General features: G+C 47.9%; 16 protein-coding genes. 12 read left to right on the top strand and 4 right to left on the bottom strand.

The features are described 5' to 3' along the window. Positions 1–480 precede the first annotated feature (480 nt). Positions 481–1,185 carry a 2OG-Fe(II) oxygenase gene (locus KW844_RS03555; RefSeq protein WP_218375339.1) on the bottom strand — a complete coding sequence of 235 codons (705 nt, stop codon included), beginning with the start codon at positions 1,183–1,185 and terminating at the stop codon, positions 481–483. Between the two features lie 205 nt (positions 1,186–1,390). Between KW844_RS03555 and KW844_RS03560 the strand changes: the two genes are divergently transcribed. The 7 genes from KW844_RS03560 to KW844_RS03590 all read left to right on the top strand — a co-directional run bounded on the left by KW844_RS03560 (position 1,391) and on the right by KW844_RS03590 (position 12,936). Then, positions 1,391–2,299 carry a helix-turn-helix domain-containing protein gene (locus KW844_RS03560; protein WP_218375340.1) on the top strand — a complete coding sequence of 303 codons (909 nt, stop codon included), beginning with the start codon at positions 1,391–1,393 and terminating at the stop codon, positions 2,297–2,299. 72 nt (positions 2,300–2,371) lie between these two features. Continuing rightward, positions 2,372–4,663, top strand: a complete 2,292-nt coding sequence (locus KW844_RS03565; RefSeq protein WP_218375341.1) for a histidine kinase dimerization/phosphoacceptor domain -containing protein — start codon at positions 2,372–2,374, stop codon at positions 4,661–4,663. Then, on the top strand, positions 4,660–6,024 hold the full coding sequence (locus KW844_RS03570; RefSeq protein WP_218375342.1) for a sigma-54 dependent transcriptional regulator: 1,365 nt from the start codon (positions 4,660–4,662) through the stop codon (positions 6,022–6,024). The genes KW844_RS03565 and KW844_RS03570 overlap by 4 nt, the downstream gene beginning before the upstream one ends. An 89-nt stretch (positions 6,025–6,113) precedes the next feature. Next, positions 6,114–6,893: an alpha/beta hydrolase gene (locus tag KW844_RS03575; protein ID WP_218375343.1), complete on the top strand. Its 780-nt coding sequence runs from the start codon at positions 6,114–6,116 to the stop codon at positions 6,891–6,893. Positions 6,894–6,978: 85 nt separating this feature from the next. Beyond that, positions 6,979–7,359 carry a hypothetical protein gene (locus KW844_RS03580; RefSeq protein ID WP_218375344.1) on the top strand — a complete coding sequence of 127 codons (381 nt, stop codon included), beginning with the start codon at positions 6,979–6,981 and terminating at the stop codon, positions 7,357–7,359. A gap of 71 nt (positions 7,360–7,430) precedes the next feature. Beyond that, positions 7,431–11,792 (top strand): CusA/CzcA family heavy metal efflux RND transporter, encoded by a 4,362-nt coding sequence (locus tag KW844_RS03585; RefSeq protein WP_218375345.1) that lies wholly within the window; start codon positions 7,431–7,433, stop codon positions 11,790–11,792. Between the two features lie 10 nt (positions 11,793–11,802). Then, positions 11,803–12,936 carry an efflux RND transporter periplasmic adaptor subunit gene (locus KW844_RS03590; RefSeq protein ID WP_218375346.1) on the top strand — a complete coding sequence of 378 codons (1,134 nt, stop codon included), beginning with the start codon at positions 11,803–11,805 and terminating at the stop codon, positions 12,934–12,936. A 42-nt stretch (positions 12,937–12,978) separates the two neighbouring features. On the opposite strand, the gene KW844_RS03595 is transcribed toward KW844_RS03590, so the two are convergent. The 3 genes from KW844_RS03595 to KW844_RS03605 all read right to left on the bottom strand — a co-directional run bounded on the left by KW844_RS03595 (position 12,979) and on the right by KW844_RS03605 (position 14,224). Then, entirely contained in the window at positions 12,979–13,344 is a 366-nt protein-coding gene (locus KW844_RS03595) for a hypothetical protein (protein WP_218375347.1), read from the bottom strand. Between the two features lie 66 nt (positions 13,345–13,410). Beyond that, the gene (locus tag KW844_RS03600) at positions 13,411–13,620 is read right to left on the bottom strand and encodes a helix-turn-helix transcriptional regulator (RefSeq protein ID WP_218375348.1); all 210 of its coding nucleotides are present in this window, start codon (positions 13,618–13,620) and stop codon (positions 13,411–13,413) included. 1 nt (position 13,621) lies between these two features. Next, a complete protein-coding gene (locus KW844_RS03605; RefSeq protein ID WP_218375349.1) occupies positions 13,622–14,224 on the bottom strand; it encodes a DUF2975 domain-containing protein in 603 nt (200 codons plus the stop codon). Between the two features lie 242 nt (positions 14,225–14,466). On the opposite strand from KW844_RS03605, the gene KW844_RS03610 reads away from it, so the two are divergent. The 5 genes from KW844_RS03610 (at position 14,467) to KW844_RS03630 (ending at position 22,547) form a co-directional block, all read left to right on the top strand. Next, positions 14,467–15,120: a ferritin-like domain-containing protein gene (locus KW844_RS03610; RefSeq protein ID WP_218375350.1), complete on the top strand. Its 654-nt coding sequence runs from the start codon at positions 14,467–14,469 to the stop codon at positions 15,118–15,120. Between the two features lie 289 nt (positions 15,121–15,409). Continuing rightward, positions 15,410–16,924 carry a glycoside hydrolase gene (locus KW844_RS03615; protein WP_218375351.1) on the top strand — a complete coding sequence of 505 codons (1,515 nt, stop codon included), beginning with the start codon at positions 15,410–15,412 and terminating at the stop codon, positions 16,922–16,924. Positions 16,925–17,124: 200 nt separating this feature from the next. Then, positions 17,125–17,724 carry an RNA polymerase sigma factor gene (locus tag KW844_RS03620; RefSeq protein WP_218375352.1) on the top strand — a complete coding sequence of 200 codons (600 nt, stop codon included), beginning with the start codon at positions 17,125–17,127 and terminating at the stop codon, positions 17,722–17,724. Between the two features lie 56 nt (positions 17,725–17,780). After that, positions 17,781–18,923, top strand: a complete 1,143-nt coding sequence (locus KW844_RS03625) for a FecR family protein (protein WP_218375353.1) — start codon at positions 17,781–17,783, stop codon at positions 18,921–18,923. 309 nt (positions 18,924–19,232) lie between these two features. Then, positions 19,233–22,547 carry a SusC/RagA family TonB-linked outer membrane protein gene (locus KW844_RS03630; RefSeq protein ID WP_218375354.1) on the top strand — a complete coding sequence of 1,105 codons (3,315 nt, stop codon included), beginning with the start codon at positions 19,233–19,235 and terminating at the stop codon, positions 22,545–22,547. Positions 22,548–22,555 lie beyond the last annotated feature (8 nt).

The raw sequence follows: 22,555 nt of genomic DNA on the forward strand, positions 1-22,555 counted from the left end.
AAAAGTAACTATTTCAATTTGTGAATTGAAATAGATGTTCCTAAATTTGTATTCATAATCTGGATGCTATGAACACCCAGGTTGTGAAGTACTGGATGTATAAAATCGAACAGTACTTTAAGTTGTACTGCTAAACTTATCACACGGATAAGGTTAGCATGGACAACTAAAAAGACCTTGATGGTTTTGTTTTAATATGACGCATTAAAAAATGTGGGATTTAGCACCCCACAAGCCATTTGCACCCCGGTTTTGTTTTTTACCAGAACCTATTTGATTAATAAGGAGAAGTACGAACCCTTATTAATAACAGAGGTCCGCCTGCAGCGGACCTCTGTTGATTATATCTATTAAAACAAAATCCTTAACTGCTTTGCGAGCAAAAAAGCCAACATGTCTACCCGGGTGTGCTTAAAAACTTTTACACGCTTTGTGCGAAAAGACAAATACCATCCTTACAAATCTTTGCGGGCAAAATCCTCACGTCAACGCATCATGGAAAATAACCCCCAGCGAAAACCGCTGTCCATCATGCACTGTACTCACGCCGTGCTTCATATTCACCCGGTAATACCCCTGGCTGCCTTTTACAGGGCGGTAGTTAGTAGCAAATATTAATACGCTGCCCTTGCGTGGTTGAAGCACATTTGCCTTTGATTGTGCCCGTGGTATCTGTTCGGTGATCACAAATTCACCGCCGCTGTAATCTTTCTCCGGATCGCTGAGCATGAATACCATCTGCAACGGAAAAAAGACATCACCATATAAATCCTGGTGGAGGGTATTAAATCCTTCCTGCTGATACTTTAATATTAATACAGTGGGTAACACCTGTTGATGCGCTGCGCATATTTCGTGTAACTCCGAAAGTTTCGGAGGGTATCGGGTGTCGGATTTTACTTGTTGCATCCATTGGTTAGCAACGCGCACAATTTGCTCGTAAACCGCTTCCCGTAAGGATTGTATGAGTGGAGGCAGGGGATATTTCATGTATTTGTATTCCCCTTTTCCGAAACGATAACGTTCCATCGTGATGGTTTTACGATACAGCCCGGGATTGTCGTAGCCTTGCTTCAAAGCATCGCACTGTTCATCGCTCAGCAGGGATTCAATAATTACAAATCCTTTGTTGTGCAGCGTTTCACAGTAATCTTGCCAGGGTAGCTGCGCTATTTTCTCCATCATTTTTTTCTGTAAAAGTATACCCGGCGTAACGCCTTGTAAACCCGCTTCTTGCTAAAATGGTGAAATATCACTAATACACGGAGGCAATTAGCGATATTTCGCTAGAGTTTTTTATTTTCATCATTGTAACTGATTGATATTTAATATTATACAGCTGTGGCACGCCGCTTGACTACTACACGCCATCATACTAAATCAATAGAAGATGGCACCCTCATACTACGCAACACCACATCTGACTCCTGCCAATGGCGGGAAGTACCGGAGCAACATGATAGCTGTTACCATTAACGGAGGTATAAGCATTGAACCTTTATCGTGGCTGGTGCAGCAAAACCAGACCGCTGCCACACAACTGCACTGTTATGAAATCATCTGGGTTAAATCCGGCAGCGGCACTATGATCGCTGACCTGGCGGACTGGGACCTGTCGGCGCACACGGTACATATCCTGAAACCCGGCCAGTTCCGCAAGCTGATATTAGATGAATACTGTGATGGATTTTGTATTCATGTTACCCGTGAATTCATGGAGCAGCATGAAATGCATGGTATGGAACAGTTTCTGCGGGCTAACCCGGTAATATCCGTAACCGGCGAACTGCTGGCAGATACAGAGGAAATTCTGCTGAAGCTGCGCCGGGAATATATGATGCACACTACCGTAAGGCAACCTATCCTCAAACGATTTTTTGAATTATTCTTATTATACCTGGCAGAACAACCGGTGTCAGAAAGTGTAACCGCCACCGTTAGTGCTGAACAAATGCTGGCAGAAAAATTCCTGCAGGCAGTACGGGCAGAATTTCGTACCCGCAAGATGGTGGCCGATTACGCAGCCATACTCTGGGTAACACCCGGACATCTCAACAGAACAGTAAAACATGTAACCGGATTTCCTGCCAGCTATCACATACAGCAGCAGATCATCCTGGAAGCCAAAAGGAAAGCACGCTACTCGGAAATGAGCATGAAAGAAATAGCCTACGACCTGGGCTTCGAAGACGCATCCCATTTCAGTAAATTTTTCCGTAATAACTCAGGTGTCAATTTCACAGATTTCCGCCGGCAGGTGCTCAAAGACCAGCACGTATGCCAGGAAGCTATGGTGTAAAACAGAAAAACCCGCTATATTTGAAGGTCAAAACTGCACCCGGCGGGATCGGACTGTTCACAACCAGCAAATATGAAGTTGAAACGAGCGCCAATACTAGTACTCACCTGTTTCCTGTTACTATGCTCACTTGTAAAGGCACAAAATATTAACCGGCAGATGGTAGCGTTGCTGCAGGAGGAACTGCACAACAGCCATGCGGACACCGCAAGGATAAGAATTCTTGTGGAACTGGGAAAATACCAGCTGTACAAAGCCGGCGAAGCCAAAGCTGACCTGGATAGCTCACAGCACTACCTCCAGGCCGCCGCACAACTGAGTGATTCCCTGGGTCAGCAAGTATGGAAACATGAAATTAAAAGTCTGGTAATGGTGCTCACCATGGAACGGGGCGACTCCGCCGGGGGCAGAAAGATCTACAACCACCTCATAGAAGAATGCAGACGTACCAACGATAAAGCTACGGAAGCCGCTACACTCTTCCGCATGGGCATATGGGAGCGGGTACGCTTCGGCTCCTACACCAAAGTGCTGCATGCCTACGCCAGGTCCATGCAGCTGTATAAAGAACTGCACGATACGCTCAACGAAATAAAGATGCAAAAAGAAATCGCATGGATGCATCTTACAGAAGGGAAAAATCAGCTGGCTGAAGATATGCTGCTGGAAATTTTAGAGAGATATAAAGCAGCCGGATACAAGAAATTACACTATACCTATAACCTGCTTTCTGTGGCCAGCAGGGTAAAGGGAGATAATGATAAAGCACTGCTGTATGCCATCGCCTCAGTGGAATCCATGCAGGCCACAAAGGATACCCTCAGTGCCGCCAGCTTCTATGGCGACCTCGCCAGGATATATGAAGACGTAGGTAATCACAAGGAAAGTATAAAATACTTCCAGCGCTCACTGGATACCTGGAGGCAGGAAGGCCTGCCCAACTTTGCTATGTTTTTTGCCGCCAGTAAGGTAGTGCGTGAAATGATCAGCCAGGGCCATGCCCGGGAAGCACTGGAACTTATCAATCGCCTGCAAAGCGAAGTGCCGCCAATTACACTGATTCAGCATGCCATCATCGCACAAACAAGGGCACACTGCTACGAAGCACTCCGGCAATATCCCCTCGCAGAAAAATATTATTTATCAGCACTGCATAAATTCCAGGAAGCTGACATGGACTTCGAAGGATCGCAGCAGCTGCAGCAGCACATCGGCAGGTTTTACCTCTCCCGGGGCGATTATCAGCGTGCCGGCACTTTTCTCCGTAAAGCACTGAGTTATTACCCGCAGAAAAATGCCGTCTCCTCCCTCATGGATATCCATTACATGCTGTACAAAGTGGATAGTGCGCAAAACGATTACAGGTCGGCCCTCAATCACCTGCGACTCAACAAAGAACTATCTGACTCCTTATTCGATGAAAACAGGAGTAAGCAGTTTAGTGAACTGGAAGTAAAATACCAGACGGTGCAACAGGAAAAAAATATACAGGACCTGAATAACCAATCTTCCCTGCAGGCGGCCCAGCTGCGGCAGGCAGCATTCAAACAGCATGTTACACTCGGGGGCATTGCCGTGCTGGTAATCATATCAGGGCTGCTTTATTACCTGTACGTAGTGAAAAACAGGCATAACAAGGAACTGGAAGTGCAGCAGATAAAAATAGAAAGTAAAAATAACTCCCTGCAACAACTGGTAGGTGAAAAAGAATGGCTCCTGAAAGAACTGCATCACCGTGTAAAAAACAACCTCCATATGGTGATGAGCCTGCTGGAGTCGCAGTCGGCCTTCCAGCGTAACGACGACGCCGTACAGGCGATTGCCCAAAGCCGGGACCGCGTATATGCGATGTCGTTAATACACCAGAAATTATATCAAACCGATAATGTATCCACGGTGGACGTTGCGGAATACCTGCGTGAGCTGGTCGCGCATTTGAAAGACAGCTTCGACAATTGCAGCAAAATCCGTTTTGACTTACAAACCGAGCGGATAGAAATTGATATCTCCCAGGCAGTACCACTGGGACTGATACTCAATGAAGCCATTACCAACTGTATCAAGTATGCATTCCCGGCTAACAAAAAAGATAATGTAATCTTAATTCATATGAGTGATGCCGCCGATGGGCAGGTGCAGTTGGTAGTGGCGGACAATGGTATCGGGTTGCCACCTGATTTCAACAGCAAACGCCGGGAAAGCCTGGGTATGCGACTGATGGCCGGACTAACTGATGATTTAAATGGTATCTTTACCGTGCGTTCCGAAAACGGAACAATTATTACCGTGGTGTTTGCCCGTAGTGAAATAGCGGACATGCCTGCAGCCAGTACTGATTTAAATGCCATGTCGTTTTCAGCATGAAGGAGAAAATTCTGATAGTAGAAGACCAGTTTATTGAAGCCAACAACCTCGAAATGATTTTAACCCGCGCTGGATATGCCGTAAGCGGGATCGCACGTTCAATGCCGGCAGCCTTGAAGCTCATCGAACAGGACAAGCCAGATATGGTGATGTTGGATATTTTTTTACAAGGCCCCGCCACCGGTATAGACCTGGCGAAGGTGCTGCGCGAAAAAAATATTGCGTTCATTTACCTGTCTGCCAATTCCAACAAAGAAATTCTGGATGCCGCAAAGGCTACCTATCCGTACGGGTTCCTCGTCAAGCCATTTCGAGAAAAAGATGTGCTGGTTACACTGGAAGTTGCCAGGTACCTGCATCTGCACAGTCTCGAGTCCATGATCCGGAATACGGTAACATCTCCCGAACCGGAAATTGACACCGACAGCAATTTTCATGGGATCATTGGCAATAGCAGCAGCCTCAAAAAAATGCTGGAGCACCTGCAGGTAGTGGCCCCGGTAGATACATCTGTACTGATCCTGGGCGAAAGCGGTACAGGGAAAGAGAAAGTGGCGGAGCTGGTGCATGAGCTGTCGGCCAGAAGCCATCAGCCCCTCGTGAAGGTCAACTGCGCGGCCCTGCCGGCCACCCTGATTGAATCAGTGCTGTTCGGACATGAAAGAGGTGCCTACACTGGTGCTACGGAGCGCCGCATCGGTAAATTTGAACAGGCCAACAAAGGCACTATTTTCCTGGATGAAATAGGGGAGATGCCAATGGACCTGCAAATGAAACTGCTGCGTGTATTGCAGGAAAGAGAAATAGAACGTATTGGCGGCAATGCCACCATTAAAATCGATGTGCGGGTTATTGCCGCCACCAACCGCAACCTGGAGCAGGAAGTGGCTGAAGGCCGCTTCCGCATGGACCTGTATTACCGCCTGCGCGTATTCCCGCTGCTGCTGCCCCCGCTGCGGGACAGGAAGGAGGATATCCACCTGCTGGCCTATCACTTCCTGCATATTTACAACGTGAAGGCCGGACGCCAGATCAAATCCATCTCTCCCAAAATAATGGATATGTTTCTGAACTATGACTGGCCAGGCAATATCCGGGAGCTGGAGCATATGATGGAAACAGCGGTACTCCTGAGCGACGGGAAAACCATTAACCAGGTACCCATGCCGGCAGCTAAACCTGCCGAACCGCCGAAAGTCAAGACCATAGAGGAAAACGAGCGAGAGCATATCATTTCCGTACTCATCAAATGCAATGGTAAAATCTTCGGTAAAAACGGAGCTGCCGAGCTGCTGGGCATGAATGTATCCACCCTTAACTCTCGCATAAAAAAACTGGGGATTGATAAAGCCCGGTACTGATATTTGAAATATACATATGTAAGCTCAATTTGTCCGTTGATCAGGGTGTTGACGGCAGTTATCTTTGTGCATACAAACTATGCTGCTTTATGACCCGGATCACATCTAAAACGGTCCTGTTTATTACAGGTGCATTTGTAGACCATAGGTGCTGGGACAATTGGAAGCAGTTTTTTAAGCATAAAGGTTACAGAGCGATAGTAGTGCCCTGGCCGGCTAAAGACGCCAGTGCAGAGGCCCTGCGTGGCAGGCATCCCGATCCGGTGCTGGCCGCAGTTACTATCCGGGAGCTGATTTCCTATTATGCTGCCGTCATCCATAGTTTGCCGGAAGCCCCGATTCTGATTGGCCACTCCTTCGGAGGCTTGCTCATCCAGATATTGCTAAACCGCGATCTGGCAGCAGCAGGCGTTGCCATCCATTCCGTACCTCCCCAGGGTATTATCCCCTGGGAGCCCCGGTTTTACCTCAGTAATACAGCCTCACTCGGCCTGTTTACCGATATCAGTAAAACCTACCTGATGCCCTTCAAAAGCTGGCGTAAGGTGTTTACCAACGGGATGTCGTTTGCAGATCAACAGGAGGCCTACTACGACCATTGTATCCCCGAGTCCAAGCGGGCTATCCGGGGAGGACTAAGCCAGGCGGCAAAAGTGGATTTTAAAAAGCCACATGCGCCACTGCTGATAGTAGCCGGTACTAACGATCACTGTATCCCCTGGACGCTGAACCGCCGTAATTTCAGGGCTTATCAGGATAAGGATTCTGTTACAGATTTTATCGTTAAAGCACGTAACCATTATGTACTCGGACTCCCCACCTGGGAGGACGATGCTTCGGAAATACTAGACTGGATAAAGAATCATTAGCTTGCGAAAGGAGTTAATTTAGTTAGGAAAGGGCCATGGGCCCTTTCTTTCGTTATACGGGGTATTTTTATATCTTTGCATCCTTGTGAAACGTATCATCGCATACATATTATTGAGCATATTTCTGTTGCAAAACACAACGGTAGATCAGCTGCTGAAGTTGCCTATCCTGGTTACCCATTACCAGGAGCATCACCTGCTGAACCAAAATCTTACTGTGACAGACTTCTTATGTATGCACTATATCGGCGATGACGATAAAGATGATGATTACGACCGCGATATGCAATTGCCCTACAAAAGTGTAAACGCACAAGGGTTCCAGCATGCCTATGTACCGCTGGCAAAAGTAATTGCCGAAAGGCCACAGATCAGCCGTACGATTGCTATCAACTACCCTGTGCTGAAGCAGTTTCATCTTCCTGAACCTGCCTTATCCTCCTTATTCCGCCCTCCGCAGGTATAAACCTTACCCGATTTATGCTGTTATCCATGCAACTGGCATGGAGCAATTATTAATGCCAATTTTTTATTATCATGCTTAATAAGATTATTAGCTTTTCCGTAAGGAACAAGCTGATCGTTGGGCTGTTTGTACTTGCATTGATTGGTTGGGGGAGCTTTGAATTGACCCGCCTGCCTATCGATGCTGTGCCCGACATTACCGATAACCAGGTACAGGTGATTACTGTGTCGCCCGCTTTGGGCGCGCCGGATGTAGAGCGGCTCATCACTTTCCCGATTGAGCAGTCGTGCAGTAATATCCCCGGACTGAAGCAAATTCGTAGTTTCTCCCGCTTTGGATTGAGTTTGGTTACCATCGTATTCAACGATGAAACGGATGTGTACTGGGCACGCCAGCAGATTGCCGAGCGCCTTCAACAGGTGCAGCAACAGATTCCTGCGGGGGTAGGTTCTCCCGAAATGGCCCCGGTGACCACCGGTTTAGGGGAAATTTATCAATATGTGGTAAGACCCAAGCCCGGCTACGAAAACAAGTACGGTCCTATGGAGCTGCGTACTATTCAGGACTGGATTGTACGCCGACAGCTGCTGGGCACTCCCGGTATTGCGGATGTGAGCAGCTTTGGCGGCCGCCTCAAGCAATATGAAATAGCCGTACGCCCGGGTCAGCTCAAGGCCAATAATGTAACCATTGCAGATATTTTCGACGCACTGGAAAAAAACAATGAAAACACTGGTGGTGCCTATATTGAAAAAGGACCAACCGTATTGTATATACGAAGCGAAGGGCTTACCCAGAGCATGGAGGATATTGAGAAGATCGTGGTGAAAACGCTGCCGGGTGGTATGCCCGTGCTGATCCGCGATGTGGCGGTAGTGCAGTTGGGATCTGCCACCAGGTATGGGGCCATGACCTTCAACGATAAAGGCGAAGCTGCCGGTGCCGTAGTGATGATGCTGAAAGGGGAAAACTCTTCTGCGGTAATCAAACGCGTGAAAGATAAAGTAGCCGCCATCCAGAAATCGCTGCCGGAAGGCGTGGTGATAGAGCCTTTCCTCGATCGTACCAAAATGGTGAACAACGCCATTAAAACCGTGGAAACAAACCTGATAGAAGGAGCGCTGATCGTCGTGTTCGTGCTCGTGTTCTTCCTCGGTAATTTACGTGCAGGCCTTATTGTGTCCTCAGTAATTCCGTTGTCCATGCTGTTTGCCATCATCCTGATGAACAAATTTGGGGTGGGTGGTAACCTCATGAGTCTGGGTGCTATTGATTTCGGGCTGATTGTGGATGGTACCGTGATCGTGGTGGAAGCCATCCTGCACCGGTTCAGCCATTCAAAGAAGTTTAAAACACTGATGAAAATTGATCAGGCCACTATGGATGCGGAGGTAAATAACAGCACCGGCGCCATGATTAAGTCGGCCGTTTTCAGTCAGATCATTATCCTCATCGTATACATTCCTATCCTCACGCTGCAGGGCATCGAAGGGAAGATGTTCAAGCCGATGGCCTTTACCGTAGGCTTTGCGATATTGGGTGCCTTCCTGCTATCGATCACCTATGTGCCGATGATGAGTGCCTTGTTCCTCAGTAAAAAAATCAGTCATAAAAAATCAGTAGCGGATAAAATGATGATTTGGTTGGAGAGACGCTACCAGCCCTTGTTAGGGAAGGTAATGTACTATCCTAAAACTATCATTGCCGGGGTGCTCGCCTTGTTTGTTGTGGCTGTTATTATCTTAGGAGGTATGGGGGGTGAATTTATCCCGCAGCTGGAAGAGGGCGACTTTGCCGTTGAAACCCGGCTGCTCACAGGTAGTAATCTTAATACCACCATCCATGCTACCCAGCAGGCCTCCGGTATCCTGTTAAAGAAATTTCCTGAAGTAGAAAAAGTGGTGACCAAAATAGGTAGCGCTGAAATTCCTACGGACCCTATGCCGCTGGAAGCCAGCGATATGATGGTGATCCTTAAAGATAAAAAGCAGTGGACCTCTGCGAAATCTTTCCCGGAGCTGGCGGAAAAAATGACCAAAGAGCTGGCCGCCGTTCCTGGGATCAGCGTAGGATTCCAGTTCCCGGTGCAGATGCGCTTTAATGAACTGATGACCGGTGCGCGACAGGATGTAGTGTGCAAGATTTTCGGGGAGGACCTGGATTCCCTGGCTCATTATGCTAATAATCTGGGAGACATTATTAAAACAGTAGACGGCGCCGTAAACCTCTACGTAGAAACGGTAACAGGGATGCCACAGCTGGTGATCACCTATAACCGTGATGCCATGGCGCAGTTCGGCCTTAATGTATCAGATATCAACCGCGTTGTCAATACCGCTTTTGCGGGGCAGGCCTCCGGCGTGGTATACGAAGGTGAAAAGCGGTTCGATATGGTGGTGCGTCTCGCCGCAGATGCACGCACTAACATCAGCGATGTACAAAACCTGCTGGTACCCACACCTTCAGGTAACCAGGTACCGTTACAACAGGTGGCTAAGGTGGAAGAAATAGAAGGTCCTAACCAGATACAGCGCGAAGATACCCGCCGCCGTATTATAGTAGGCTTTAACGTAAGTGGCCGCGATGTGCAAACTATTGTACATGAGCTGCAACAAAAAGTAGACGCCACCCTGAAACTGCCGGCAGGCTATTCTATCGTTTACGGTGGTGCGTTCGATAACCTCACCGCTGCCAAACAACGCTTGTCCATCGTAGTGCCGGTAGCGTTACTCCTAATATTCCTCCTGCTGTATATGGCCTTTAATTCCGTGAAGCAGGGACTGCTGATCTATACCGCTATTCCATTATCAGCCATTGGTGGTATCCTCGCCCTCTGGATGCGGGATATGCCTTTTAGTATATCCGCCGGCGTTGGGTTTATTGCGCTCTTTGGGGTGGCGGTACTCAATGGGATATTGCTGGTAACGGAATTTAACCGCCTGCGTAATGAAGGCTGGACGGACGTCAGAAGAATCGTTATTCATGCTACCAAAACAAAACTCCGCGCCGTGCTCATGACTGCGCTGGTGCCTTCCCTCGGCTTTATTCCTATGGCTATCAGCCAGGGAGCAGGTGCGGAAGTGCAAAAGCCGCTGGCCACCGTGGTGATAGGAGGATTAATTATTTCAACCATGCTCACACTCTTTGTGCTGCCCGTGTTCTATATCCTTTTTGAAAAAGGATTCAGCTTTTTTAAAGCTAAGAAAGTACTCACGGTAATGGCTATACTGTGTGTATCGCTGCCGTTTGCAGCCCATGCACAGCAGTCCATTACACTGGACAGCGCCTTGCAGAAGGCTGTCCGTAATAACCTGAACATACAGGCTTCCCGCTTGGGAGAGCAGTACCACCAGGCACTTAAACGCAGTAACCTGGACCTGGATAAAACCAATGTTGGCGTGGAGTATGGCAAAATCAACAGCGTTGCGAACGATAACAAGTTTACCGTATCACAGGGAATACAGTTTCCGACGGTGTACTCCCGCCAGCGTGCAGTAAATAATACCAACATTCTCCTGAGTAAGATCAATACCTTACAGAAAGAGCAGGAAATTAAAGCAGCCGTAAAAGAACTGTTCTATTCACTGCTGGTGATGCAGCAGCGCGAACGGCTGCTGCTGGAGGCGGACAGCATGTACAATGTATTCCTGCAAAAAGCCTCGCTGCGCTTCAAAGTAGGGGATACGGATATACTCGAAAAATCGACTGCCGAAAACCAGCGTCAGCAAATTGCCAACCAGCTGACTACGCTGCGTACAGACTACAACGTAGCATTAAACCAATTCAGGATTTTGCTGAATGAACAAACGATCGTAGTGCCGCAGCAGGAAAAGCTCGTATATCACTTACCGTTAGTGCCCGACACTACCGCTATCGACAGCACACCATTGGTAGCCATGCAGCAGCAACTGGTCAACAGAAGTCAGCAGGAGTACCGTCTCGAAAAAAGTAAACTCCTGCCTACGCTGAACCTCGGCTATAATAATATGAGCATTATCGGTTATCAGCGGGTGGGCAATGATGAACAGTATTTCGGCAGCGGGGACCGCTTTTCGTCTGTTAGTGTAGGCGTGGGCGTGCCCATCTTCAATACCGGGCAGCGCGCCCGCATCAAGGCCGGCAATGTACAGATAATGCAGCAGCAGCGCGAACTGGAAGCCTCCAGGCAGCAACTGGGAAATGCCCTGGAAAATGCGATTGAAGTGTATAACCGTAATCTTGGCCTGTTGCAGAATTATGAAACGGTAACATTGCGCAACGCCAGGCTGGTAATCGATGCGGCTAACAAACGTATGGTAAGCGGCGAAATCGGTTACCTGGATTGGGTGATCCTCATCAACCAGGCCCTGGACATGAGAAGCAGCTATTATAGCACCATAGAGCAGCTGAATAACGCTGCATTCACAGTAGAAAAATTGAGCGGTAACATTTAATATACAATTGATGAAAAAGATTATTCCTATTATATGCGTGCTGTTTGCGTGTAAAAACGGCGAAAGGCCAGCACAGGAGGCCGCTAAAGACACTGCTGCCGTGGTAGTGGAAGCCACCACCGTAGCACTTACGCCGGTACAGGTTAAAAACGGAAATATAGAAATCGGTACCGCTACCACCCGTTCCATGGCAGCGCTGCTGCGTGTAAACGGTACAGTAGATGTGCCGCCGCAAAACGTAGTATCTGTGAGCATGCCGCTCGGTGGCTACCTTAAAACCATGAAGCTGCTGCCAGGGATGCCGGTAAGTAAAGGCCAGGTGCTGGCTACACTTGAAGACCCGCAATATATCCAGCTGCAGCAGGATTACCTCATGGCAAAAAGTAAACTGCGCTACCTCGAGGCCGACTATCTCCGCCAGAAAGAACTCAATGAGTCCAAGGCCAACAGCGATAAAGTATTCCAGCAGGCCAAGGCTGAGTATGAAGGGCAGCGCGTAACCGCCGGTGCCCTCCGCGAAAAGCTGCTGCTGATCAACATCAACCCGGATAGGTTGTCGGACGGTAATATCACCAGGTCCGCCAGCATCTATTCACCCATCTCCGGCTATGTAACTAAAGTAAACGTGAACGCTGGCCGTTACGTAAGCCCTACAGATGTGCTGTTTGAACTCATCAATCCTGCGGACCTGCACCTGAGTCTGACGGTGTTTGAAAAAGATATCGATCACATCTCCGAAGGACAAAAAATTACCTGTTATGCGGTAAATAACCCCGCTGAAAAATACACTGCCACAGTGCACCTGATCAACAGGAATGTGGATGAAAGTCGCAGCAGTGAGGTACATTGCCACTTTGACAAGTTCGATAAAAAGCTGGTACCGGGTATGTTTATGAACGCAGAAATTTCCCTGAACAATGCACAGGTACAGGCAGTGCCGGATGATGCGGTGGTGAAATGGGGTAATAAGCCTTATGTATTTATTGCAGATGGGGCTAATAATTTTACCATGCTGCCGGTAGAAACCGGTACGCAGTTCGACGGGTTTACTGCTGTAACAACGGACCTTAGCGGGAAGCAGGTGGTAACGAAAAACGCCTATACGTTATTAATGAAATTGAAGAATACCGGAGAGGACGAATAAATTTTTAATAGCAGCGGGAAAAGTATTTTCCCGCTGCTATCCTTATTTTTCTGGTACATCGTCGTCATCGTCCCACTCAATATCGTCGGCCTCTTCATCCGTAAGATCATTTTCTTCCAGGTCTTCTTCATCCGGATCAGGATCAGTGTTATCAATATCCGAAACGTCCTCTTCATCAGCCACATCATTTTTCTGTTTGCCTGTCTTAGGGCCGTTTTTCTCAGCCGGCGCATTGGCTTTTGCTGCAAGTTCCTCGTCTGTTTGATCTTTCCCTTTTAGTGGCCCTCTGCTTAGTCCTTCTTCCGGTTTTTGCATGGGATTTTTATTGGCTTGCTGGTAATCAGCTGTATTGGGCTGCACCTTTTCCTGGATGGTGTCCTGCTTTTTTGCATTGGTATGTTTGGTCATGATAATAGTTTTAATAATGGGGTTCCAAAGAGCGCGCCACTTGTAGCTGCGTCAGCAGGAGCTTTTTTATTCATCAGGCTGATAAGCCAGAATATCGCCTGGCTGACAGTTGAGCTCGCGACAAACAGCCTCCAGTGTTTCGAAGCGGATAGCCTTTGCCCTGCCGGTTTTCAGGATGGATAGATTGGAGATGGTGATGCCTACTCTTTCACTGAGTTCTGTGAGCGACATCTTACGCATGGCCAGCATTACATCCAGGTTTACGATGATGGCCATACTAAATAGTTAGATCCTGTTCTGATTGCAATTGTACGCCTCGCTGGTATACTACCGCCAGCAGGAAAGTGATAACGCCGGTGATAGTGCTGCTGCCCAATTCCTTGAGGTACGATAAGTAGGGCACCGGTACTGCGTGGCGTACCAGGCTGTTTACTACATTATATTCTATCAGATTGAGCACATCTGTTAAGATAAAAAGCGCTGCTGCTATTTTAGCGTAACGTACTATCCGCGGGTGGAATGGCTTGCTGAGGTCCAATTCCTTCAGTATACGCAGAAATATCCACATAATGGCTATTGCGGTCAACAACCGGCAAACCGATAACAGAATGGGGAGTGCGTTGCGTGTTTTTTTTTCTAAAGTAACCGTGTAACGGTCATTCAACTGCGTATACGTTACTGTGGAATCAGCGCTGTAAATTTTTACTGGTTTCTCTTTTACACCAAAGGCCTGCATTTCATAGGATGGGGTTGTAATATAACGACTGTTATAATTGCCTATAAATACATTGACAAGCAAAAAAGCCAATGAGGCGACAGCGATAAGGATTCCTAGTATGAGTATGGATTTAAGAAAGGTTATCAGGTGCTTGATTTTCATTTAGGGAGAATTTAATGAATCGAAGATATGTATTATTTATTAAAAAACAACATAAATTTATCGAAAAACGATAAATAATTATTGTAAAGCGGGATAATAATTGAGAATGAATGGTTTGTGAATTGCACGATAAATTTAGTTTTATAGGTAAGGAATCCTTTCTAAAAAAGTGTGTTGGCATACAAGGCATGCAATTTGGTTTTCTAATTAAAAAATATTGAGAACCTAAAAAATTATTTTTTATGGCTACATCACAAGTTGCATCTAAAACTACTTCTCGTTCAAAATCCGGCACTGACTCCCGTTCTGCTGCTACCAGCAAAGTTGCCGGCAGGTCTAACTCCAATGGCACCACCAAACGTGCTTCAACTTCCCGTTCTAACGCCCGTTCCGAACAAATGGAAAATTCTGAATTCCACCAGATGTTTGTTGATGAGCTGAAGGATATTTACTGGGCAGAAAAAGCATTGACCAAAGCATTGCCTAAAATGAAGAAAGCCGCTACCAGCGAAGAGTTGCAGGATGCTTTCGAAAAACATGCGGCAGAAACGCAAACACATGTGCAAACCCTGGAGCAGATATTTGAGCTGCTGGGAAAAAAAGCACAGGCTAAAAAATGCGATGCGATGGAAGGACTGATCTCCGAAGCGCAGAGTATCATTGAAGATACAGAAGAGGGGTCTATGGTGCGTGATGCTGCACTGATCCTGGCTGCCCAGAAAGTAGAGCATTATGAAATTGCCACGTATGGTACTTTACGTGTTTTCGCGGAAAATATGGGTCATACCGATGTAATGGACTTGCTGGAGCAAACACTTGAAAATGAAAAAGCTACAGACGTGGCTTTGACAGAGATTGCTATGAGTACTATTAATGAGGAAGCGAGCGAGGAATAGTGTTATTCCTGCTTTGTTTATTGTGCGGGCCGATGGTCCGCACAATAAACAAAAGCGTCCACCGCCAACGGCGGTGGACGCTTTTGTTTATATGAAAATCCACTTCACAATTTGTTAATGATACTTTTTTATCCAAACTTTTGCAGCCATTTCCCCAAATGCTGTTTCCTGTTTTTTTCCATTTAAATTTAGTTACGAAAAGAGCTGTGCTGTCCGCGTTATTTAACAGAGCATTTAAAAGGGAGTATCCCTACGCAATATCCTTTTTCTCTAAACCCAAAATTGAATAATGAAAAACACTTACGTAAGGCAGCTTGCGCTGCCGGCCATCATTGCTCTTTTCGGCGTTAGCTGCTCTAAAGATGCCAGCCAGGGCAGCCTGCAGAAAATTACAGGCACGAAAACGCAGATTGCCTCTGCTACGCCTGGTACCGACAGTGCCAATATTTCCCTCAACTGGGCACAGGGCTATCAGCGGATCGATGGCTTTGGTGCTTTTGCCGGCCGTGTTACTCCTTTCTTCGAATCGCCTAAGCGCGACAGCATCCTGGACTTATTATGGGGCAACAGCGGCTTGCAGTTAAACATGATTCGTGGCGAGGTATTACACACCTATCCTTTTAATTCATCTACCGGTGCAGTTACCATTAAACCAGCCACGGTAGACATTGATGTGCTGCCCACCGCGGCCGCTTACACCGGCCTTACCGCCGACCAGAAAACGCATATTTCCCAGCTGTGGATTATGAAGTCGGTGAAGCAGCGCTACAGCACACCCATTGCATTTGCCAGCACCTGGACCCCTCCACTCAGCATGAAAACCAATACCAGCGTGGTGAGCGCTAAATGGTTCAATGGCCTCAATTACAACTGCTGCTCCGGCTCCTTCGCCAATTATGTAGCCGGCTTTGTAAAAGGGTATCAGAATGAAGGCGTGAGTTTGTATGGGGTATCACCTAGCAACGAGCCGGAAAACGTATTTTCCGACTGGCCTGCCAGCTACTGGACCGCTGCCCACCTCGGCGAGTTCATCTCCAATAACCTCCGCCCGGCATTAAATGCGCAAGGCCTCAATGGTGTGAAAATTATTTCTTCCGAAAATGCCGCCTGGGGTACCGCTAACACATTCCTGTCCTCCATGGATAAAAGCAATGTAGATATCCTCGCCGGACATGGCTACGTAGAAATCGGCGACCTGATTGTGGGTAACCGCGGCCTCAATCAAAACCCCTCCATCTGGAATTACGCTACCGCCAACAAGCCGGTATGGGTAACGGAAGCTTCTGATGATGCAGGTACCTACGATGCCAGCATGACCATGGGGTTAAAACTGGCTACCAGCATGCATAAGTTCCTGGCCGAGTGTAACGTAAACGCCTATGTGTACTGGCTCGGAATGCTGGCGTTTCAGAATAACGAAGCACTCATTTGTACCAAAGCAGATGGCACGCTTGAATTCCCCAAGACTTATGATGTGATGGGGCAGTTCTCCAGGTTTGTGCGCCCCGGCTATTTCCGTTTTGCAGCGAGCGTATCCAATAACGGCAACCTCAAAGTATCTGCCTATAAAGACCCCACTACCGGCAAATTCAGTGTGGTGGTAATCAACACCGGATCAGTACCTGTTAACTGTGCAGTGGCGCTGAGCGGCTTTGCCGCCAGCACACTCACCGGTTATGTTACTGCCGCTTCCAGCTCAGCACATTGGGCGGCAGCTACGCCTGTTAGCGCCAACGCATCCGGTGGCTTTGTGGTGAATGTACCGGCGAGCAGCGTGGTGACATTTACCGGAACCAGCAACTAGCAACCAGCAACTATTTTTCAGCCGGGTAATGCAGTTTTGCATGGCCCGGCTTTTTTCTGTACGTAATATGCATATGGATTTTTCTCCCCTGTAAGCGACGCTGCCAATATATTCACACGGTAGGCAGCGGATAAAACCTATTTTTTTTGAGAACTTGAGCCGCCAATTTGTAGATTTGTCCGTAGCTTATAAAACTTATCATGACGGTACAATCCTTATCCAATGAAGCTGAGCTGTTGTCCGACCTCCGGCTGGGCAACGAAGCAGCTTTTACGGCGCTGTATTATCACTACAGCCCGGGGTTGTACGTGGTAGTGCAGGGTATGATAAAAGATGAAGCTGCCACCACCGATATTATACAGGAAATCTTTTCAGGCATCTGGAAAAACCGGACTGAGATACAAATTGCCAACTTTGCCGGTTACCTCGTGAGGGCCGGCCAGAACCGCGTCTTCAATTACTTCCGGCAGTTACAACAAGATAAGCTGAGGCAGGACCAGTTCCGTCAGTATGCGGAGGCGCACTATTCACATATCGAAGAGGCGCTGCATTACCAGGAGAGTCGCGATATGCTGGAGGATCTACTGCAAAAGCTGCCACCGCAGCAGGCCAGGGCCTACCGCCTGTGTCGCATTGATGGGCTGAGCAACCGCGAGGCGGCGGCGCAGCTGGGCATTTCCATTTATACCGTGAAAGAATACCTGAAAGAGGCCAACCGCAAAATCCGGGGTATCATCGGCAATGATCCTGGAAAAGTGCTGCTGTTGCTGCTGTTTTTCAACATATTGGGAAAAAATTAAAAAATATTTTTTCCGGTACCCCCTCCATTTCTGTTTTCCATTGTCATAATAGTAAGATGAGTCAACCAGAAAATAAAGCGGCCCTGTTTAACAGGCTGCTGACCGAATCCTGTACACCGGCAGACACAGCTGCGATTATCAGCTGGCTGGGTTCCGCTGCTGCGGCAGAGGACCCGGAAGCAGCTGCGCTGATCAGGGAGCAGCTGGAGGCGATTCCCGATGCCAGCGAAGTGGACCCGGTGGTGATACAGCGTCTGCAGGCCCTGCTGCCTGCCGTGCTGATGCAGGAGCCGGCCGTGGCGCCACATGGCCGTATCCGGAAAATGCTCACCATTGCTGCCGCTGCGGCAGCTGCTATACTGATTATTTCAACCATTGCATATTTATCCCTGTATAAGCCACCCGCACCTGCCCGTGTGGCCGTGGCCGTGCCCGGAGGCAACAAAGCCACCCTCACCCTGGCCGATGGTACGGTGGTGCAGCTGGACAGCGCCAGGAAAACCATCCTGCAGGGCCGGCAGGCTATTGAGCAGGATAATGGGAACCTGCGCTACGGCACCGCCGCCACTACGGGTATGAATACACTGGTAACGCCCCGTGGCGGCCAATATACGCTACAGCTGCCCGATGGCAGCAAGGTATGGCTCAACGCTGATTCAAAGCTGCATTATCCGGCTGCATTTACCGGCAGCGAACGGGTAGTGGCACTGGAAGGGGAAGCGTTTTTTGAGCCGGCCACGGACCAGGAAAGGCCATTTAAAGTAGTAGCCAGGGGAGTAACCACCCGGGTGCTGGGTACCAGCTTTAACATCAGCGCATACGAGGAAGAAGAAACGATCAAAACCACGGTGCTCACCGGCGCCGTAAAAGTAAATACCGCAACAAAAGAACAGGTATTACGACCCAATCAGCAAGGAGTAGTGAACAACGGCACTGACATCTCCCTGAAAACAGTAAACGCCTATAAAGTAGCCAGCTGGAAAGATGGGATGATTGCCTTTGAAAGGCTGGAAGTACCAGCCGTAATGAATATGATTGCCCGCTGGTATAATGTGGATATCTCCTATGAAGGAGCCATCCCGGATGTACTTATGTCAGGGGAATTCAAACGTAAGGTGGGCTTAGCCGACGCCCTGAAGATCATGAACTATAGCGGTATTAATTGCGAACTGAAAGGAAATACTATTGTAGTGTATTAATAGCAGAAACCAACCATTTTATTAGTATCAATCAAAATCAGCATTTATGTATCAACCAACAGTGAAAGTACAACCGCTGCTATAATCAGGTAGTATGCACAGTTAACAGTAAAGTATATCCATAAAAAAGCCGGAAATATTCGCAGTATTCCCGGCCAGGGTCTGGTATGCTTTCTCAATCCGGAAGATTGTTATTTCTAACCAAACACATTCAAATCTATGCAATTACTTGCAAAAGGCAAAGCCGTGCCCCCCGGAAGGAGCGGGACTTGGCGGCAGTATCTGAATATCAGACAAATAGGACGCATAATGAAGCTGACTTTCTGCTTAACATTATTTTTCGCTTTGCACATTTCTGCAAAAACGATGGGACAACGCATCACCATCGAGGCCCGCGCGGCCCGGTTGGAATCGGTGTTCGAAGAAATTAAACTACAAACGGGCTATACTTTTGTATACCGCGATGACCTCATGGCGCAGTCCCGCAAAGTAGACCTTCATCTCCAGGATGCCACGTTGAAAGAGGTACTGGAAGTATGTTTCAAAAACCAGCCATTTACCTACAGCATCACCCAAACTGCGGTGGTGCTGCGCAAAAAAGAGGATGAACCTCCTGTAACTGCACCCGCTCCGGTGCAGCAGGAGGTGATCATCCGCGGTAAGGTAACGGACGAAAAAGGGGAACCCATCCCTGGCGCCAGCGTAGCACTCGCCGGCCAGTCCAAAGGAGTGGCTACCCGCACCGACGGCTCCTTCGAACTCAAAACTGACCAGGATAATGTGCAGCTGCAAATCAGCTCCATCGGATTTAAAACACAAACCATCAATGCCAGCAGCAAATCTGTTGTAAGAGTAATACTCAAAACTACCGACCAGAGCTTATCACAGGTAGTAGTAACGGGCATGTTTACACGTAATAAAAACAGCTTCTCCGGAAAAACGGATGTATATACCGGCGAACAGCTGAAAACAGTGAGCAATAATAACGTAGTGCAGGCGCTGCGTACGCTGGACCCTTCCTTTCTTGTGATGGAAAATAATATGGCCGGTAGTAACCCCAACGTGCTGCCCACCATTGAGCTCAGGGGGCAATCAGCCATTTCCAGCAATGACCTGCGCGACCAGTTTTCGGGTGATCCCAATCAGCCGTTATTTATGCTCGATGGTTTTGAAGCCTCGTTGCGCCAGATCGTGGACCTGGATATCAACCGCATCGCCTCTATTACCGTTTTGAAAGATGCTGCCTCTACGGCTATATATGGCAGCCGTGCGGCTAACGGCGTGGTAGTGGTAGAAACCATCCGCACCGGTGCAGGAAAGGTAACGCTGTCGTATACACATGATTTATCTGTAGATGCACCGGACCTCACCAGCTATAACATGATGAACGCCCGTGAAAAGCTGGAATTTGAAAAGCTCGCCGGCAGGTACGTGGCCAATGGTGTTTTTGACCAGCCCATTGATCAGTTCCTGTACTATGATTCCTTATACAGTCGCCGCCTCCAGGATGTAGAACGCGGCGTAAATACCTACTGGCTCAATGAACCGGTACGAACCGGGATCACACAACGCCACTCGCTGTATGCCGGCGGTGGTTCCGGTCCCATTACCTTTGATGCAGGCGGCAGCTACCGGAAAGTACAGGGAGTAATGAAAGGCTCCGGCCGCGATGAGTGGAGTGGCCGGCTGACGCTGGGTTATAGAACGGGAAAGGTAAATATCTCCAACAGCGTATTTGTGCAGGGATATAGTTCCACCGAATCCCCATATGGTTCCTTTTCTACCTGGGTGAATACAAACCCTTACTTTGAAAAGTTACCGTCGTATGAACCCTATCTCGACAAAACCAGGGACAAAACCAATTCAAACTGGAATAACCTGATGGTGAAAAATCCGCTGTATGCTGCGGCAGTAGGGAACTATGATAAAAGTAAGTCACTGAATATCACCAATAACCTTAACCTGACCGCGGATGTGACAGATGCGCTACGTATCAGCGGTGGGTTGCAGCTGGCATCCAATAACCTGACAGGTGAAGTTTACAGGAGCCCGCGTGACCTGCAGTTTGATAAAACTGATCCATCCAGAAAAGGCACCTATAACAATACTAAAACCAACACCTTTAACTATGCCGCCTGGCTGATGCTTACCTACTATAAAATGTTGGGTAAACATATGATTAATGCGAACCTGCGTAGTGATATATCAGAGGTTAAAAATAAACGGGAATCTTACCTGTTGGAAGGTTTTCCTATGACCGCTAACGGAAACCCACGATTTGCATTTGATTATGCGCTCGGCTCTGTTCCAGGATTTACTACCAATATTTCCCGTAAAAACAAAGTACTCGGGTCAGTAAACTATTCGTATGATAACCGGTACAGCTTCGATGGAACGGTGGCCTATGACGGTTCTACCTCTTTTGGTGCCGCCAATAAATATTCGCCATTTTATTCGGTAGGTGCAAGATGGAACCTCGCCAAAGAAGGATTCCTGAAAAATACTACCTGGATCAACCAGTTAAGTTTACGCGCCAATATAGGCGTTACCGGTAACCAAAATTTTAATGCCTTTAGCTCGATTTCTACCTACGTGTATAACGGTGCCGCCTATGTGAATGCGGTGGGACTTAATCTCGCCACAAAAGGTAATGTAAATCTCCAATGGCAAAATACCACGGAAAAATCCACGGGTATGGATGCCGCCTTCCTCGGTGGTCGCCTGAAACTATCGCTGGATTATTACGAGAAACGGACCTCTCCACTGGTGATCGCCGTGAGCTTACCTGCATCCACCGGTTTAACCAATTATCCATTTAATGCCGGTACACTCACCACCAAAGGTCAGGAATTTAGATTGTCCTATAGTATTATCGCTAACCAGGAAAAAGGAATCACCTGGACCCTGAGCGCTACGGGCTCGCACTACACTTCCCGTTACAGCGACCTGAATAAATACCTCGATGTGGTAAATGATAAATTGAGAGAAGCCAATGCGCTGGTACAATACCGCGATGGATATGCTCCGGATGACCTATGGGCCGTGCCTTCCCTGGGCATTGATCCTGCTACCGGACGTGAAATCTTCCTGAAAAAAAATGGTACCCAAACGTTTGACTACGATTATAAAGATCGCGTAGTGATGGGGAATACCCGCCCGAATATACAAGGTGTGGTAAGCTCCTACCTCTCTGTGAAAAACTTCGTGCTAAACCTCAGCTGTCGCTACATACAGGGACAGGATGCCTTTAACACTGCCCTGTATGATAAGGTAGAGAATATATCTTTTGAGAAAATGGCCAATTACAACCAGGATAAAAGAGCGCTGTATGAACGCTGGAAAAAGCCAGGCGACCAAACACAGTTTAAAGGTATCAGCATCTACGACAAAAGCTATATGAGTTCCCGCTTTGTACAGGAAGAAAATACTTTCTCACTGGAGTCGGCCAGTTTGTCCTACACCTTCCGCGATAAAGCCTGGTTGCGCAATATGCACCTGTCTAACATACGATTGATGGGAATGACTAATGAACTGTTCCGCATTTCTACCATCAAGAGAGAGCGTGGGATCAGCTATCCATATGCCAGAACATTTTCTTTCACGCTGTCTGCCAGCCTACTTTAAAACATTCG

The organism is Chitinophaga sp. sic0106, assembly GCF_019219075.1.
Classification (GTDB): Bacteria; Bacteroidota; Bacteroidia; order Chitinophagales; family Chitinophagaceae; genus Chitinophaga.